This window comes from Delftia sp. GW456-R20 (assembly GCF_001622915.1).
GTDB classification, from domain to species: domain Bacteria; phylum Pseudomonadota; class Gammaproteobacteria; order Burkholderiales; family Burkholderiaceae_C; genus Comamonas; species Comamonas acidovorans.
Window position 1 is genome coordinate 242,527 of sequence record NZ_LWCN01000003.1, and the last position, 15,154, is coordinate 257,680.

Annotated in this window: 12 protein-coding genes; 5 read left to right on the forward strand and 7 right to left on the reverse strand. The window is 68.7% G+C overall.

Features of this window, described 5'->3' with window-relative positions; translation table 11 throughout:
- The first annotated feature begins 106 nt into the window (after window positions 1-106).
- From A4F85_RS02435 to tsaA, 3 genes are all read left to right on the forward strand, one after another.
- A complete protein-coding gene (locus tag A4F85_RS02435; RefSeq protein ID WP_063325547.1) occupies window positions 107-2,380 on the forward strand; it encodes an AsmA family protein in 2,274 nt (757 codons plus the stop codon).
- A gap of 352 nt (window positions 2,381-2,732) precedes the next feature.
- Window positions 2,733-3,095 carry a winged helix-turn-helix domain-containing protein gene (locus tag A4F85_RS02440; protein ID WP_013802017.1) on the forward strand — a complete coding sequence of 121 codons (363 nt, stop codon included), beginning with the start codon at window positions 2,733-2,735 and terminating at the stop codon, window positions 3,093-3,095.
- Window positions 3,092-3,592 (forward strand): tRNA (N6-threonylcarbamoyladenosine(37)-N6)-methyltransferase TrmO, encoded by a 501-nt coding sequence (gene tsaA / locus A4F85_RS02445; protein WP_063325548.1) that lies wholly within the window; start codon window positions 3,092-3,094, stop codon window positions 3,590-3,592. The genes A4F85_RS02440 and tsaA overlap by 4 nt, the downstream gene beginning before the upstream one ends.
- Window positions 3,593-3,621: 29 nt before the next feature.
- On the opposite strand, the gene A4F85_RS02450 is transcribed toward tsaA, so the two are convergent.
- The 6 genes from A4F85_RS02450 to A4F85_RS02475 all read right to left on the reverse strand — a co-directional run bounded on the left by A4F85_RS02450 (window position 3,622) and on the right by A4F85_RS02475 (window position 12,297).
- A complete protein-coding gene (locus A4F85_RS02450) occupies window positions 3,622-7,008 on the reverse strand; it encodes an error-prone DNA polymerase (protein WP_063325549.1) in 3,387 nt (1,128 codons plus the stop codon).
- A complete protein-coding gene (locus A4F85_RS02455) occupies window positions 7,001-8,500 on the reverse strand; it encodes a Y-family DNA polymerase (RefSeq protein WP_063325550.1) in 1,500 nt (499 codons plus the stop codon). The genes A4F85_RS02450 and A4F85_RS02455 overlap by 8 nt, the downstream gene beginning before the upstream one ends.
- Before the next feature lie 6 nt (window positions 8,501-8,506).
- Window positions 8,507-9,391, reverse strand: coding sequence for a translesion DNA synthesis-associated protein ImuA (imuA, locus tag A4F85_RS02460; protein ID WP_063325551.1), 885 nt, complete (start codon window positions 9,389-9,391; stop codon window positions 8,507-8,509).
- A 90-nt stretch (window positions 9,392-9,481) separates the two neighbouring features.
- A complete protein-coding gene (locus tag A4F85_RS02465) occupies window positions 9,482-10,846 on the reverse strand; it encodes an HD-GYP domain-containing protein (RefSeq protein ID WP_013802012.1) in 1,365 nt (454 codons plus the stop codon).
- Between the two features lie 102 nt (window positions 10,847-10,948).
- The gene (locus A4F85_RS02470; RefSeq protein WP_012206068.1) at window positions 10,949-11,587 is read right to left on the reverse strand and encodes a 3-oxoacid CoA-transferase subunit B; all 639 of its coding nucleotides are present in this window, start codon (window positions 11,585-11,587) and stop codon (window positions 10,949-10,951) included.
- A 2-nt stretch (window positions 11,588-11,589) separates the two neighbouring features.
- Complete coding sequence (locus tag A4F85_RS02475) at window positions 11,590-12,297, reverse strand: CoA transferase subunit A (protein ID WP_013802011.1); 708 nt, start codon at window positions 12,295-12,297, stop codon at window positions 11,590-11,592.
- Window positions 12,298-12,370: 73 nt separating this feature from the next.
- On the opposite strand from A4F85_RS02475, the gene A4F85_RS02480 reads away from it, so the two are divergent.
- On the forward strand, window positions 12,371-12,913 hold the full coding sequence (locus A4F85_RS02480) for a PAS and helix-turn-helix domain-containing protein (protein WP_012206070.1): 543 nt from the start codon (window positions 12,371-12,373) through the stop codon (window positions 12,911-12,913).
- Window positions 12,914-13,177: 264 nt separating this feature from the next.
- Window positions 13,178-14,629 (forward strand): catalase, encoded by a 1,452-nt coding sequence (locus tag A4F85_RS02485; RefSeq protein WP_013802010.1) that lies wholly within the window; start codon window positions 13,178-13,180, stop codon window positions 14,627-14,629.
- Between the two features lie 66 nt (window positions 14,630-14,695).
- Here A4F85_RS02485 and A4F85_RS02490 read toward each other — a convergent pair whose 3' ends face one another.
- The gene (locus tag A4F85_RS02490) at window positions 14,696-15,136 is read right to left on the reverse strand and encodes a nuclear transport factor 2 family protein (protein ID WP_063325552.1); all 441 of its coding nucleotides are present in this window, start codon (window positions 15,134-15,136) and stop codon (window positions 14,696-14,698) included.
- Window positions 15,137-15,154 lie beyond the last annotated feature (18 nt).

The window sequence follows — 15,154 nt, forward strand, 5'->3', positions numbered from 1 at the left end:
CTCCTGTATGCGGGCCTGCCGGCTGCCCGCCAGCGCGTCCCGGGCCTTGGCAAGCGTTTTCATGGCGATAGGATGGACCGAACCCCATTTAGCGGCCCCCTGCGCCATGACAGACACAGCGACCGACACAGCGAACCACAGCCCCGCCACACCAGCACCCCACCGCCCAGCCCGCCGCCGCTGGCTGCGCGCCCTTTTGTGGACGGTGTCGGCCCTGGTGCTGCTGCTCGCCGCGGTTGTGGTCCTGATCGCCACCTTCGACTGGAACCGGGCCAAGCCCTGGGTCAACGAGCGCGTCAGCGAAAGCACCGGCCGCCACTTCGCCATTGAAGGCGACCTGCGCCTGCGCTGGACCTGGCCCCAGCCCCTGGACCAGGGCTGGCGTCACTGGATTCCTGGCGTCACCGTCCAGGCCGAGCAGTTGACCCTGGGCCAGCCCGAGGGCTGGGAGGTTGAGCAGGAGCCGGCCAAGGGCAGTGCCGAGCTGCCCGCCCTGCCTGCGCCGCCCGACCAGTTGAACAAGGGCCGCCTTCCCGAGGAAAAAGCCAAGGAACAGCCCAAGGGAAAGGCGAAGGACAAGGACGAAGGCAAGGGCAAGGACTCGCAGGCCAGCCCTTCCGCGCCCAAGATCGACAGCGACAGCATCGTCCTGGCCGACGAGAAAATGGCCCCACCCCCGCGCGACGCCGACACCATGGCCACGGCCGCGCGCGCCACGGCCAGCCTGCGGCTGTGGCCGCTGCTGGGCCGGCATGTGCTGCTGGACCATCTGCAACTGGAAGGCCCTGACCTGGTCTTTGCCCGGCGCAAGGATGGCAGCAACAACTGGACCTTCAAGCGCCCCGAGTCCACAGGGCCGCGCTGGCGCTTTCAGATAGCGCAATTGAGCCTGCGCGGCGGCCTGGTGGGCTGGAGCGATGGCGTGCGCCAGATGGCGGTGCGCGCACGTCTGGACAGCCTTGTGCAGCCGCCCAGTCCAGACTTTCCGTATGGCATGCGCGTCGGCCTGACCGGCCGCATCGCCAAGGCCACGGTCGAGGCCCAGGGCCTCATCGGCCCCGTGCTGGACCTGCAAAGCGAACAGGCACGCTTTCCCGTGAAGCTGTGGGCCCATGCGGGCAGCCTGCGCGCCCGGGCCGAGGGCATTCTCGACAATCCCAGGGCGCTCAAGGGCATGGACCTGCAGGTGCGCCTGCGCGGCTCCAGCATGGCCGACCTGTTCCCTCTGACGGGTCTGCTGCTGCCGCGCACACCGCCCTTCGACACCAATGGCCATCTGGTCGGCAGCCTGGAGCCGGGGCGCGCCGTCTGGGATTACGAGGAATTCGATGGCCGCGTGGGCCAGAGCGATCTGCGCGGTACGCTGCACTACGCATCGGGCAAGCCGCGCCCCAAGCTCAGCGGCGATCTGGCCTCGCGCAAGCTGCGCCTGGCCGACCTGGGGCCGGTGGTGGGAGCACCGTCCACCAAGCAGGGCCAGAAGACCCGGCAGGCGGCCAGCGGCAAGGCCCTGCCCACGCAGCGCTTTGACACCAGCAAATGGAACGCCATGGACATGGATGTGCGCTTCAAGAGCGACCGCATCGAGCGCCCCGAGGCCCTGCCCATCGAGGACTTCAGCGTGCATGCCGTCATGGACAACGGCGTGCTGCGCCTGTCCCCGCTGCGCTTCGGCATGGCCAAGGGCCGGCTGGACATCGAGGCCGTGGTGGACAGCGGCGCCAAGCCGCCCAAGGCCAGCCTCCAGGGCAAGGTCCAGGGGCTGCAGCTGTCGGCCCTGTTCCCCGAGATCGAACTGATGAAGAAAAGCCTGGGCAGCATGGACGGCGCGCTGGGGCTGGAGGGCCGGGGCCAGTCCATTGCCGAATGGCTGGGCACCAGCTCGGGCGACATCCGCCTGTATGTGCGCGATGGCCGCTTCAGCAAGCAGCTCCTGGACCTGGCCGCGCTGAACCTGGGCAGCGTCATCGTCACCAAGCTGTTCGGCGCCGACAAGGAAGTGCAGCTCAACTGCGCCGTTGCCGACCTGACCGTGAAGCAGGGCATTGCGCGCACCCGCAACGTCAAGCTGGCCACGCCCGAGGCCATCATCGAGGCCACCGGACAGATCAGCCTGGCGCAGGAGACCATGGACCTGCGCATCGTGCCCGAGTCGCTGAAGTGGAAGTTCTTCTCGCTGCGCACGCCGCTGTACGTGCGCGGCAGTTTCGCCCAGCCCAAGGTAGGGGTGGAGCCCGGCCCGCTGCTGCTGCGCGCGGGCGCGGCCGTGGCCGCCGCCGTGGTGGCGCCAGCGGCCCTGGCGCTGGTGCCGCTGACGGTGCCGGCCGCCGAGGAAGATGCGCAATGCCAGCGCCTGCTGGCAGAAAGCAGCAAGAAGTAAACGCGTGGCCCGGATGCGCGGCAAGCGCCGCGCTGCATTGGCGCAAAAAGGCTAGCAAACCCGGTGGCAATGTGACGAAATAGCGCCGCAGCACACAGGCATCGAGACGCGGCGCCGGCAGGTCAAGAGCCTCGCCAATGCACTCGCAGACGATGCGCAGGCAGCGGGCGCCCTGGCGGCAGCAACGGCGCGCCGGCCCCGACGGCCCGTGTGCAGGAACGCCCTGCCAGAGCACCCCTTCGCTGTAGCGATCCATGCATTGCGTATTTCCCCTTAGCCCCTGTGACGGCGCAAGCCGTTGATTTCGCTTAACCTTGACGTTCGCTTTTCTCCTGTGCCAAGTCCTTTCCCCATGTCCTCCAAAGTCCAGTTCCGCCTGCGCGTATACAACGACAGCACCATTGCCATCGGTCCCGGCAAGGTGCAGTTGCTCGAAGCCATTGCCGAGGCGGGCTCCATCTCGGCTGCAGCGCGATCGCTGGGCATGTCCTACCGGCGCGCCTGGGTGCTGGTCGACGAGATGAACCGCGCGCTGCAGACACCGGCCGTCAACACCAGCGCCGGCGGCGCCCATGGCGGCGGCGCATCGCTCACCTCCACGGGCGAAGCCATCGTCAGGCATTACCGCTCCATAGAGACCACGGCGCGCATGGCTGCGGCGGCCGATATCGCCGCGCTGACACGCCTGCTCAATCCCCAGGGAACGAGCGCATGAGCGCGGCCGGCTCCACGGCGCAGGCCATCGCCTGCCGCCCCATCGGCCATGTGCGCAGCCGCTTCACCGACCCGGTGGGCATGCCCATACAGACGGCGGGCGCGGCCGACGAGGCCGGCCGCGTGGAGCTGCTGCCCGAGTTCGAGGCCGGGCTGCGCGACATCGAAGGCTTTGACTACCTGATCCTCATCACCCACCTGCACCAGGCCGTGGAAAAGCTGGAAGTCGTGCCCTTCATGGACGACAGCAGCCACGGCGTGTTCGCCACGCGCGCCCCGGCGCGGCCCAACCGGCTGGGCCTGTCCATCGTGCGCCTGGTGCGGCGCGAAGGACTGCTGCTGCATTTCCTGGGCAACGACATGCTCGACGGCACGCCCGTGCTCGACATCAAGCCCTACGTGCCCAGGCTGGATGTGCGCCAGACCGAGCGCATAGGCTGGTTCGGCAAGCGTATCGACCAGATGCCCGACATCCGCGCGGACGACCGCATGGCCTGAGCCTGCTTCGGCAGCAATGGCAACAGCCCTCAGTGGAAATTGCGGCTCGCCACGCCGGCGCCGCCCAGGCGGCCCAGCCAGCGGCTCATGTCGCGGGCGCGGTGCACGATGAGATGGCGCACGGCGGGCACCTCCTGGCTGGCCTGTTCTGCAGGCGCTGGCTCGCCGGGGTCCTTGCCGCCGCCCCAATCCGAGCTGCTTTGCCAGATGCCCTCCACCGCGAGCAGCCGCGCGCCCAGCAAGGGCTCGCCCCAGCGCGTGACGGTATCGGGCCAGACCACCAGGTTGACCGTGCCCGTCTCGTCCTCCAGCGTGATGAAGACCGTGCCCTTGGCCGTGGGCGGGCGCTGGCGCACGGTGACGATGCCGCAGGCCCGCACGCGCATGCCCGCCAGCGTGTCGCGCAGCTCCAGCGCCGTGCGCAGCCCGTGGCGGCGCAGGCGGTCACGCAGCAGGGCCAGCGGGTGGCGGCGCAGGCTCAGGCCCGTGGCCGCGTAGTCGAACAGGATTTCCTCGCCCTCGGGCGCAGCGGCCAGTTGCACGGGCGCCTCGTGCACGGGCACGCCCGCGAACAGCGGCGGCTGCACCTGCAGGGCCGCCGCATCCCACATCTGCTGGCGGCGGTGGCCTGACAGGCCCTGCAGCGCATCGGCCGCGGCCAGGGCCTGCAGCTCGGCGCGCTGCAGCCGGGCGCGCAGGGCCAGGTCCTCGGTGCTCCTGAACGGCGCCTGCGCGCGGACCTGCGCCACGCGCTCGCCCGAAGTCTTTGGCAACTGCGCCACCATGCACAGCCCCAGGCGCACGGCTGGCTGCGGCAGCTCGACGCCGGCAATGCGCTCGTGCGGCGCCTCCAGCGTGCAGTCCCAGTCGCTGTGGAGCACATCGACGGGCAGCACGCGCACGCCGTGGCGGCGCGCATCCTGGATCAGCTGCGAGGGGGTGTAGAAGCCCATGGGCTGGGCATTGAGCAAGGCCATCAGGAAACAGGCCGGCTCATGGCGCTTGAGCCAGGCGCTGGCATAGGCCAGCATGGCGAAGCTGTAGGCATGGCTTTCTGGGAAGCCGTATTCGCCAAAGCCCAGCATCTGGCGGAAGATGGCCTGGGCAAATTCGGCGCTGTAGCCGTTGGCCAGCATGCCGTCGATCAATGGGCGCTCGAAGCGGTGCACGCCCCCCTTGCGCCGCCAGGCGGCCATGGAGCGGCGCAGCTCGTCGGCATCGCCCGCCGAGAAATCTGCCGCGATCATGGCGATCTGCATCACCTGCTCCTGGAAGATGGGCACGCCCAGCGTGCGCTTGAGCGCCTTCTCGAGCGCGGGCTTTTCCAGGACCAGCTCGCCGCCCTGCCGCCGACGCTCGCGCGCCTGCAGATAGGGATGGACCATGCCGCCCTGTATGGGCCCGGGCCGCACGATGGCGACCTCGACCACCAGGTCGTAGAACACGCGCGGCCGCAGCCGGGGCAGCATGCTCATCTGCGCCCGGCTCTCGATCTGGAAGGTGCCCACGGTGTCGGCGCGGCAGATCATGTCGTAGGTGGCGGCGTCCTCCTTGGGAATGTCGGCCAGCTCCCAGCGCGGGCCGCGCAGCGCGGCGCGCGCGTGCAGGCTGCCGCGCAGCACGGTGAGCATGCCCAGGGCCAGCACATCGACCTTGAGCAGATTCATGGTGTCCAGATCGTCCTTGTCCCACTGGATGACCGAGCGGCCCTGCATGGCGGCCGGCTCCACGGGCACCAGCCGCGTCAGCGGCCCGTCGGTCAGCACAAAGCCGCCCACGTGCTGGCTCAGGTGGCGCGGGCTGTCGCGCAGTTGCAGGGCCAGCTCCAGCCACAGCCGCGCACGCTGGGGCGACAGTTGCGGGCAGTCGTCGCCCAGCCGCTCGCGCAGCCGGGCCAAGCGCAGCAGCTTGGAGCGCACCCAGCCCAGGGCGGGGTCATCGGGTTCGGGCTCCGGCTCGGCCGCCTGGTCCTCGGCATCGCTGAACCAATGGTGCTGCCGGGCCATGGCGTCGATCAGCGCCGCATCCACGCCCAGGGCCTTGCCCGCGTCGCGCAGTGCGCCACGCGTGCGCCAGCAGCTGACCACGGCCGTCAGCGCCGCACGGTCACGGCCGTATTTTTCGTAGATGTACTGGATGACGGTCTCGCGCCGCGCGTGCTCGAAGTCCACGTCGATATCTGGGGGCTCGCTGCGCTCGCGGCTGATGAAGCGCGCGATCAACAGCGTCTGCAGGGTGGGATCGACGGCCGTGATGCCCAGGCAGAAGCAGACCACCGAGTTCGCGGCCGAACCCCGGCCCTGGCACAGGATGTCCTGACTGCGAGCGAATCGCACGATGTCGTGCACGGTGAGGAAGTACATCTCGTAGCCGCACATGGAGATCAGCTTCAACTCGTTGTGCAATTGCTTGCGCACCTTCTTGGGAATGCCTTCGGGATAGCGCCCCGCCGCTCCCTGCCAGGTATGCCAGGCCAGGGTCTGGCGTGCATCCATGCCGGGCAGCACGGTTTCCTGCGGATAGTGGTAGCGGATCTCACTGAGCTTGAAATCGCAGCGCGCGGCAATCTGCAGGGTTGCATCCAGCATGGCGCGCGGATAGATGCCGCCCAGCCGCAAGCGCGAGCGCAGATGCCGCTCGGCATTGGGGTGCAGCTCGAAGCCACACTCGGCCACCGTGCAGCCCAGGCGCAGCGCCGTCACCAGGTCCTGCAGCGGCTTGCGCGAGCGCGCATGCATGTGCACATCACCGCAGGCCACGCAGGACAGGCCCAGCAACCCTGCCACGTCCTGCAGGCTTTGCAGCCACAGGCTGTCGTCTGGAGCTAGCAGCAGCTCCACGCCCAGCCAGCAGCCCGGCCCCAGCTGCGCCACGGCGGCCTGCACGGCCTCGGCCATGGCGGGCACATCGCCGGGCAACAGCTGCGCACGCTGCGGCACAACGATGCATTCGCAGCCTTCACGCAGCAGATGCCAGGGGCTGTCCGCATCGACCAGGTACCGGCCCTTTTCGGCACGGGCGCGCGCCGCGCTGATGAATTCGCAGAGGTTGCCCCAGCCGTTCAGATCGCGCGCCAGCGCCACCACGCGCAGCGGGCCCCAGGCGAATTCGCTGCCATGGATCAGGGCCATCTCGCAGTCGCGCGCGGCCTCGAAGGCCCGCACGGCGCCGGCTACCGAGCATTCGTCGGTCAGGGCCAGCGCCTGGTAGCCCAGGGCCTTGGCGCGCTGCACCAGTTGGGCGGGCGAAGAGGCGCCGCGCAGAAAGCTGAAGTTCGACAGGCAGTGCAGCTCCACATAGCCGGGCAGGCCCGGGCCCGATGCCATGCCGGACACCGGCCCGGTGGCCTGGGGCGGGGGCTGCAGCCGCTGCAGCTGCGGGGGCGGCGGCTCCAGCAGGATGTCCTGTTCAGCCATAGATGCCTTGCGCAAACCAGGCGGCGGGCGACAGCAGGGCCGGCATGCCTGGCAGCCGCTCCGATGCAGGCGTGCGCTCGCGGTAGATCCAGACATGGCCGACAGCCGCGTTGCTCGCCACGAAATAGTCACGCACGGCCAGCGCCGCATCGGCCTGCGGCTCTCCCCACCAGCCGGCCTCCAGCCGATAGGGGCCGGCCAGCAATTGCAGCGGCCCCTGCCAGCAGGGGCGGCTGCCCTGCAGGAGCAGCGGCTGGGGCGGATCAAGCAGCCAGGGCGGCAGCAGGCCCTGCCAGGGGTTGGCCGCCTTGCGCGCGTGCGCGGGCCGCCGCGGGGCCTGCGGGGTCTGCAAGGCCTCGCAGGCCGGGGTCCAGCGCTGCATGGCCTCGGGCCGGTGGTCCGATTGCAGCTGCGCCACCCGCACGCCCTGCGCACCACGGCGGGCCGAGACGCGCTCCACCCATTCATGCCAGGCCATGCCGCTGGCTGCGTCTGTCGCGCCTGCCGCCTCGCCCAGCGGCGCCGGGCCGGGCGCGGCCGGTGGCAGGCAACTGCCGGCATCGGCCGCGAAAGGCGCGGTGTCCAGCGCCACCAGCTCCAGCATGTCCGCAGGCGCGCGCCAGGGCGTGCGGGCCAGGCGTTCGCGCAGCAGGCGCTCCATGTGCTCCAGCGCCTGGGCGGGCCGGGCCGTGCGGATGTCCAGCGCTTCCCAGGCCGGCAGTTCCGTGCCGTCCACGCGACGCAGATCGTGGTGCCAGCGCAGTTGCAGGCCCAGCACGCCCTGGTGGCGGGCCTGCAGCCAGGCCTGCAGCGCACGCAGCAGGGGCCGGGCGGCCTGCAGCAGGGCCTGGGCGTCGCTGGCCGGATAGCCCAGGTCGGCGCGCAATGCAAAGTGCTCGGGCAGCTCCAGCCAGTCCAGCGCATGGGGGCTGCTGCCATAGGCCTGGTCCAGCGCCAGCAGGGCCGGCAGCCCGATGCGCCGCGCCAGGCCCGCGCGCGGCAGGGCGCGCAGCTCGCCCCAGCGGCGGCAGCCCATGCGCTCCAGGGCCGGTGCATGCTGCTCCAGTGCGGGCAGTGTCCAGATGGGCAGTGCGTCGGCAGGCGGCCAGGGCTGGCGCGAATCCGCGCCCTGCATGCGCCAGCGCAGACGCGCCAGCGCCTGCCATGCCGTGGCGCCCCGGGCCCAGAACGGCATCCGGGGGCCGCCCGCCTGGCCGTCCTCGGGCTGCTGTTCGCGCAGCGCGCGCAGCAGGCCCAGCAGCATGGCCTGGCGACCGCCCCACAGGCGCTCCACGCTGCCCACCTCCATCAACGCCACGGCCTGCCCTGCCCCGTACCAGAGGGCCACGCGCGGCGTCCAGCGCAGGGCCCACCAGGCCTGCTGCGCGCAGGCACTGCCTTCGCCATCACTGTCGCCGTTGCCCTGGCCATCGCCCTGCGCGGCATGCAGCGGCCAGGCAATCCAGTGCAGTGCTTGATTCGGCTGTGCCATGGCATCTCACCCCAGGGTGTGCGCTGCCGCCTGCAGGGCGGGCGCCTCGGCGGGCAGCAGTTGCCCGTGTCCATGAAGCCAGCGCTGCGCCTCGTCCGCCTGCCGGGTGCGCCGCTGGGCCTGGGCCTGCAGCACGTCCTGCCAGGCCCAGTGGTGCAGGGGCAGCTTCAAGGGATGCTCCAGCGCAGGCCCCCGGCGCTTGAGCAACTGCACGCGCAGGCAGGCTGGCGTGCCGCCTTCGCCCGGCTCCCCCAACTCTGTCTCCACGCGCAGCCGCAGCGGCGCGGGCGAGGCCACCGTCTGCAGGGCGGCCGAGGCCTCGCGCCACAGCCACAGAATGCGCCCCTGCGCAGCGGCCGCCCATTGCAGCCGGCGCAGCGTGGCCATGGGCAGACCGGCTGGCAGCCAGGCCAGCACGGCCAGCACGTCGCGGCAGCGCAGTGCCTGCTCACAGACCCAGGCCAGCCCTGCCCCATCGCCTGCCGGGTGAGCGCCGGGGTGGGTGTCCGGGTGGGTGTCGGCCTCCACGCAGCACAGCCGGTGCGCCGCCACGCCTGCCGCTTCCAGCCCCGGTGCAAAAGGCCTGCAAGGCGGCGCCACCAGCACCACCTGGCCCGCGCTGCGCTGCATCAGGGCCGCCAGGCCCGGCAGCAGCAGCGGCCACTCGGCATGGCCATGCGCGGGTTGCAGCAGCTCGACCATGGCGCCCAGCGGCCAGCCCCCGCCCGGCAATTGCGCATCCAGCAGCGCATGGCCCGAAGGCTGGACCCGCTGCTGCAGCGCCTGCTGCCAGCCATCGCCACGCCACACGCCCTGCAACTGAGGCAGCACACGCGCCGCGCCCGCCATGGGGGCGGGCTGCGCAGGTTGGGAGGCGTGGGGCGTGGTCATGGGGAAATTTCAAATACTGTATGAATATACAGCACTCTTGATTTCCCAAGAGATCCACGGATGTAAAAAAGCCGGGCAAGCCCGGCTGTCTCAGTGCGCTGGCGCTCTCGCTGCGCCGCCCGCTGGGGGTGTTGCGTCGATCTGCATGCAGGCTTCGCACCATTGCGCGACCGCTGTGTCCACGGCGTGGGTGCGGGCATTGATGGCGGGCCAGCGGCGCAGGCAGGCGTTGACGATGGCCTGCAGTTGCCACAGCGCCTCGCGGCTGAGCAGGGCCAGCTCGCTCATGCCCTGCACATCGTCTTTGAGGTAGGCCAGCAGGTCGGTTTGCTGGCTGGGATGCAGGCCGGCCTCGGCCAGCTGCTTTTGCAGGCCGCCGATGCTGGAGTCGATGTAGACGGCCGCCTGGTGGTCGGGCATGGCCTGCCAGCGCTCGGGAAAGGCCTGGCTGAACGTGTCCCACATCTGGAAGGCGGCCGACAGGGCGGCCACGCTGTGCGTGACCTCGGCCTGCAGCGGCGGCAGCGGCGTGCCCGGCGAGATCTCGTCGTACAGCAGCGGCAGCAGGATGCCGACCAGATCGGCCGGATAGCGGCGGTGGTTCATGCGCAGCATCAGCGACAGGCGCTGGCCGGGCAGGTCCTGGAATTTGTCGAAGAAGGCCGAGACCACCTCGGCCAGCAACAGGATCCGGCCCATTTTGGAGATGGCTTCGCCATGCACGCCGCGCGGATAGCCCGTGCCGTCCATGCGCTCGTGGTGCTCGAGCACGGCCATTTCCACGTCCTGCGAATACGCGCCCGCGCCCCGCATGATGAGCATGCCCGTGACCGAGTGCGCCACCAGGTGCTTGCGCTCGGCGCCCGTGAGCCGGTAGTTGGGGTCGGTCCAGGCCGGGTCCATGTAGAGCATGCCCACGTCGTGCAGCAGGGCCGCCGTGGCCAGCGGGCCGCATTCACGCTCGCTCCATTCGCTTTGCAGCGCCAGGTAGATGGCCACCAGCATCATCTGCAGGCTGTGGGCGAACAGCTCGGGCCGCTGCTCGCGCATGACCGTGAGCTTGAAGGCGATCTGCGGCGGCAGCACCATCAGGCGCAGCGGTGCCAGCAGCCGGTCCGTGCCGCCCAGCGACTGCACCAGGCGGCGCATCAGGTCCACGGTCTCGCACTGCACCATGGCCTGGGCTTCGATGGCCAGCACGTCCACGCGGTTGTCCACGCCCAGGTGCTTGTCGATGGGGTCGCGCAGCTTGTGCTTGACCAGGCGCTCGTACATGTTGCCGTCGATGCGCGCACCCTTGTCCACGAGCTTGACGCCCTTGTCGTTGAAGATGGGCTCGCCGGTGACCACGTTGCAATGCTCGGCCATGTCGGTGACGGCGCGCAGGAAATGCACGCCCTCGTCCTTCCATCCCTGCGCTGTCGGTGGATTGCGCACGGCCGCGACATCCGTCATAGAGGCTCCCATTGGCTCGAAATCTGAAATATAAGCAAAAGAGCCCGCGCAAGGCGGGCTCTCGTTGCGCAGGCCTGCCAAGGCAGGCCGTGCACGGCAACATCAGCGAATCAGCGTCACGCCGGTCTTGGACTGGATGTCCTCGAAGCTCACTTCGGGGGCCAGTTCCACGAGCTTCAGGCCCTGCGGCGTCACGTCCATCACTCCCAGGTCGGTGATGATACGGTCCACCACGCCCACGCCGGTCAAAGGCAGGGTGCAGGCGGGAAGAATTTTGAGGTCGGTCGTGCCGTCCTTCTTCTTTGCCACATGTTCCATGAGCACGATGACGCGCTTGACGCCCGCCACCAGGTCCATGGCGCCGCCCATGCCCTTGACCATCTTGCCGGGAATCATCCAGTTGGCCAGGTCGCCCTTCTCGGACACCTGCATGGCGCCCAGGATGGACAGGTTGATCTTGCCGCCGCGGATCATGGCGAACGACTGGTCGCTGCCGAAGATGGACGAGCCGGCAATCGTCGTCACGGTCTGCTTGCCGGCGTTGATCAGGTCGGCGTCCACGGCATCCTCGGTCGGGAAGGGGCCGATGCCCAGCATGCCGTTCTCGGACTGCAGCCACACTTCCTTGTCACCCGTGTGGTTGGCCACCAGGGTGGGAATGCCGATGCCCAGGTTGACGTAGAAGCCGTCTTCGAGTTCTTGGGCCGCGCGGGCGGCCATCTGGTCTTGGGTCCACGGCATGGTCAGGCTCCTTGTTTTTCTGTGATGGTGCGCTTTTCGATGCGCTTTTCGGGATTCGGGTTGTGCACGATGCGGTGCACGTAGATGCCGGGCAGATGGATGTCGTCCGGTGCGATCTCGCCGACCTCGACCACCTCTTCCACTTCCACGATGCAGACCTTGCCGGCCGTGGCGGCGGCAGGATTGAAGTTGCGCGCCGTCAGGCGGAACTGCAGGTTGCCGCTCTTGTCGGCACGGTGGGCCTTGACCAGGGAGACATCGGGCACGAGCGAGCGCTCCATCACATAGGTCTCGCCGTCGAATTCGCGCAGCTCCTTGCCCTCGGCCACCATGGTGCCCACGCCGGTCTTGGTGAAGAAGGCGGGAATGCCGGCGCCGCCTGCGCGCAGCTTCTCGGCCAGCGTGCCCTGGGGCGTGAATTCCAGCTCCAGCTCGCCGGCCAGGTACTGGCGCTCGAACTCCTTGTTCTCGCCCACATACGACGAGATCATCTTCTTGATCTGGCGCGTCTCCAGCAGCTTGCCGAGGCCAAAGCCGTCCACGCCCGCGTTGTTGGAAATCACCGTCAGGCCCTTGGCGCCGCTGTCACGCAGCGCGTCGATCAGGGCCTCGGGAATGCCGCACAGGCCGAAGCCGCCCACAGCCAGCAATTGCCCGTCGGCCACGACGCCCTGGAGCGCCTGCTCCGCGGAGGGGTAGAGCTTTTTCACACATGTCTCCTTCAGATTGGATGCGCTACGATACTACGTACTTGCATAGGTAGTTTTTCGTAAAGATTTGCCCATGGATATAGATTACCGGCTGGCGTTCGAAGCCGCCCCCGTCGGCCTCGTGATCTCGCGCAATCGCACCATGATCGACTGCAACCGCCAGGTCTGCGAGATGTTCGAGGCCTCGCGCGAGGTGCTGATCGGCCAGACCTTCCAGATCCTCTACCCCAGCGCCGACGAGTACGAGCGGCTGGGCGCGCGCATCGCGCCCATTCTCAACGCCCGGGGTTTCTACTCGGACAACCGCATCATGAAGCGCGCCAACGGCGAAACGTTCTGGTGCCATGTCACGGGCCGCACGCTGGACCGCAGCGACCCGCATGCCTCGGGCATCTGGAGCTTCGAGGACCTCAGCGCCCACCGTCCCGTCAAGGCCGAGCTCACGGGGCGCGAGCGCGAGGTGGCCGCCCGCCTGCTGGAGGGGCTTACCTCCAAGGAAATCGGCCGTGCCCTGGCCATCAGCCACCGCACGGTGGAGATCTACCGCGCACGGCTGATGCGCAAGTACGGCGCCTCCACGGCCGCCGATCTGGTCCACAAGCTGGTCTCTGGCTGACAGGGCGACGGCCTACACGGGCCGTATCCGCCCGCGCAACACAATGCCTTGGCAAAAAGCATGCCCGGCACGGCGCATGCGGGGGGCGGTGAAATTTTTTGGCTATGGCGCAGTTGAGATTTGCCAATCGCCAAAGCCTTGCCGCATCCATAGAACGAAACAACAATAAAAGCAATTCGATAGCACACAGCTATTGATTTTCCAAGCGCCGCGCTGCCTGCGTGCAAGCCGGCGCCGCTACCACCCCTCGATCAAGGAGAGACCATGACCCACAAGCTCACCACCGCCGCAGGCGCCCCGGTTGCCAACAACCAGGACTCGCTCACGGCCGGCCCGCGTGGCCCGATGCTGTTGCAGGACCTGTGGCATCTGGAAAAAATGGCCCACTTCAACCGCGAAGTGATTCCCGAGCGCCGCATGCACGCCAAGGGCTCGGGCGCCTTCGGCACCTTCACCGTGACGGGTGACATCACGCGCTATACCCGCGCCAAGGTGTTCTCCGACATCGGCAAGCAGACCGAAGTGTTCGCGCGCTTTTCCACCGTGGCCGGCGAACGCGGCGCGGCCGATGCCGAGCGCGACATCCGCGGCTTCGCCGTCAAGCTCTATACCGAGGAAGGCAACTGGGACCTGGTGGGCAACAACACGCCGGTGTTCTTCTTCCGCGACCCGCTCAAGTTCCCCGACCTGAACAAGGCCGTCAAGCGCGACCCCTACACCAACCTGCGCTCGCCCGAGAACAACTGGGACTTCTGGACCGGCCTACCCGAGGCGCTGCACCAGATCACCATCGTCATGAGCGACCGGGGCATTCCGCGCGGCTACCGCCACATGCACGGCTTCGGCTCGCACACCTACAGCTTCATCAACGCCAGCAACGAGCGCCACTGGGTCAAGTTCCACTGGGTCTGCCAGCAGGGCATCGAGAACTTCGGCGATGCCGAGGCCGCCGCCGTGGTCGCCTCCGACCGTGAAAGCAGCCAGCGCGACCTGCTCGAAGCCATCGAGCGCGGCGAGTTCCCGCGCTGGAAGCTGTGCGTGCAGATCATGCCCGAGCATGAAGCCGAGACCTACCGCTTCCACCCCTTCGACCTGACCAAGGTCTGGAGCAAGAAGGACTACCCGCTGATCGAAGTGGGCGTGATGGAGCTCAACCGCAACCCGCGCAACTACCACGCCGATGTGGAGCAGGCCTCGTTCACGCCGGCCAACCTGGTGCCGGGCATCGGCCCCTCGCCCGACCGCATGCTGCAGTCGCGCCTGTTCTCGTATGGCGATGCCGCGCGCTACCGCCTGGGTGTGAACCACCACCAGATCCCCGTGAACGCGCCGCGCTGCCCCTACCACGCCTACCACCGCGATGGCGCCATGCGCGTGGACGGCAACTACGGCGGCACCATCGCCTACGAGCCCAACACCAAGGGCGAGTGGCAGGAGCAGCCCGCCTTCGCCGAGCCGCCGCTGGCCCTGCACGGTGCGGCCGACCGCTGGAACTACCGCGAGGACGATGCCGACTACTTCACCCAGCCCGGCGACCTGTTCCGCCTGCTCACGCCCGATGCGCAGCAGCGCCTGTTCGAGAACACGGCGCGCAACATCGCCGGCGTGTCCGAGCACATCGTGCAAAAGCACATAGCGCACTGCACCCAGGCCGACCCCGCCTACGGCAAGGGCGTGGCCGATGCCATCGCCCGCCAGAAGGCCGGCACGCTCTGACCGGCTGACGCCCACGGCAAAACGCCCCCGAAACTTCGGGGGCGTTTTTCATGGCGCGCCCTGCCCTCAGGCCACGGCCTTGAAGGCGGGAAGCTTGTCGCCCAGCCGCTTGCCCATCTCCGTGCCCAGGGCCTGCAGGCCGCTCATGGGGCGCACCATGACCTCGAATTCCCGGATCAGCCCCTGCTCGTCGAAGCGGATGAAGTCGATGCCCTTGAGGTTCTTGCCGCCCACGCTGGCGCTGAACTCCAGCACCACGTCCAGGCCGTCATCGCTGGCCATCTGGCGGTGGTAGGTGAAGTTCTCGAACACCTGGACCACGGTGGACAGCGCCAGCATCAGCGCGGGTGCCGAGGCATAGGGCGTGTTGGCCATGGGCGAGCGGAACACTGCATCGGGATGGACGATGGTGTGCAGCTCGCCCAGGTCGCTGGCGGCAACCATGCGATGCCACAGCTCCAGGGAGCGGGCGACTGCGGGATGGGCGTTCTTCGGGGGCTGGGACATGCTTGTCTCCTGGTGGTT

Bases quoted from the DNA above. Each gene is read 5' to 3' on its own strand.
- A4F85_RS02435 (WP_063325547.1), top strand. From the start codon at position 107: ATGACAGACACAGCGACCGACACAGCGAACCACAGCCCCGCCACACCA.
- A4F85_RS02440 (WP_013802017.1), top strand. From the start codon at position 2,733: ATGTCCTCCAAAGTCCAGTTCCGCCTGCGCGTATACAACGACAGCACC.
- tsaA (WP_063325548.1), top strand. From the start codon at position 3,092: ATGAGCGCGGCCGGCTCCACGGCGCAGGCCATCGCCTGCCGCCCCATC.
- A4F85_RS02450 (WP_063325549.1), bottom strand. From the start codon at position 7,008: ATGGCTGAACAGGACATCCTGCTGGAGCCGCCGCCCCCGCAGCTGCAG.
- A4F85_RS02455 (WP_063325550.1), bottom strand. From the start codon at position 8,500: ATGGCACAGCCGAATCAAGCACTGCACTGGATTGCCTGGCCGCTGCAT.
- imuA (WP_063325551.1), bottom strand. From the start codon at position 9,391: ATGACCACGCCCCACGCCTCCCAACCTGCGCAGCCCGCCCCCATGGCG.
- A4F85_RS02465 (WP_013802012.1), bottom strand. From the start codon at position 10,846: ATGACGGATGTCGCGGCCGTGCGCAATCCACCGACAGCGCAGGGATGG.
- A4F85_RS02470 (WP_012206068.1), bottom strand. From the start codon at position 11,587: ATGCCGTGGACCCAAGACCAGATGGCCGCCCGCGCGGCCCAAGAACTC.
- A4F85_RS02480 (WP_012206070.1), top strand. From the start codon at position 12,371: ATGGATATAGATTACCGGCTGGCGTTCGAAGCCGCCCCCGTCGGCCTC.
- A4F85_RS02485 (WP_013802010.1), top strand. From the start codon at position 13,178: ATGACCCACAAGCTCACCACCGCCGCAGGCGCCCCGGTTGCCAACAAC.
- A4F85_RS02490 (WP_063325552.1), bottom strand. From the start codon at position 15,136: ATGTCCCAGCCCCCGAAGAACGCCCATCCCGCAGTCGCCCGCTCCCTG.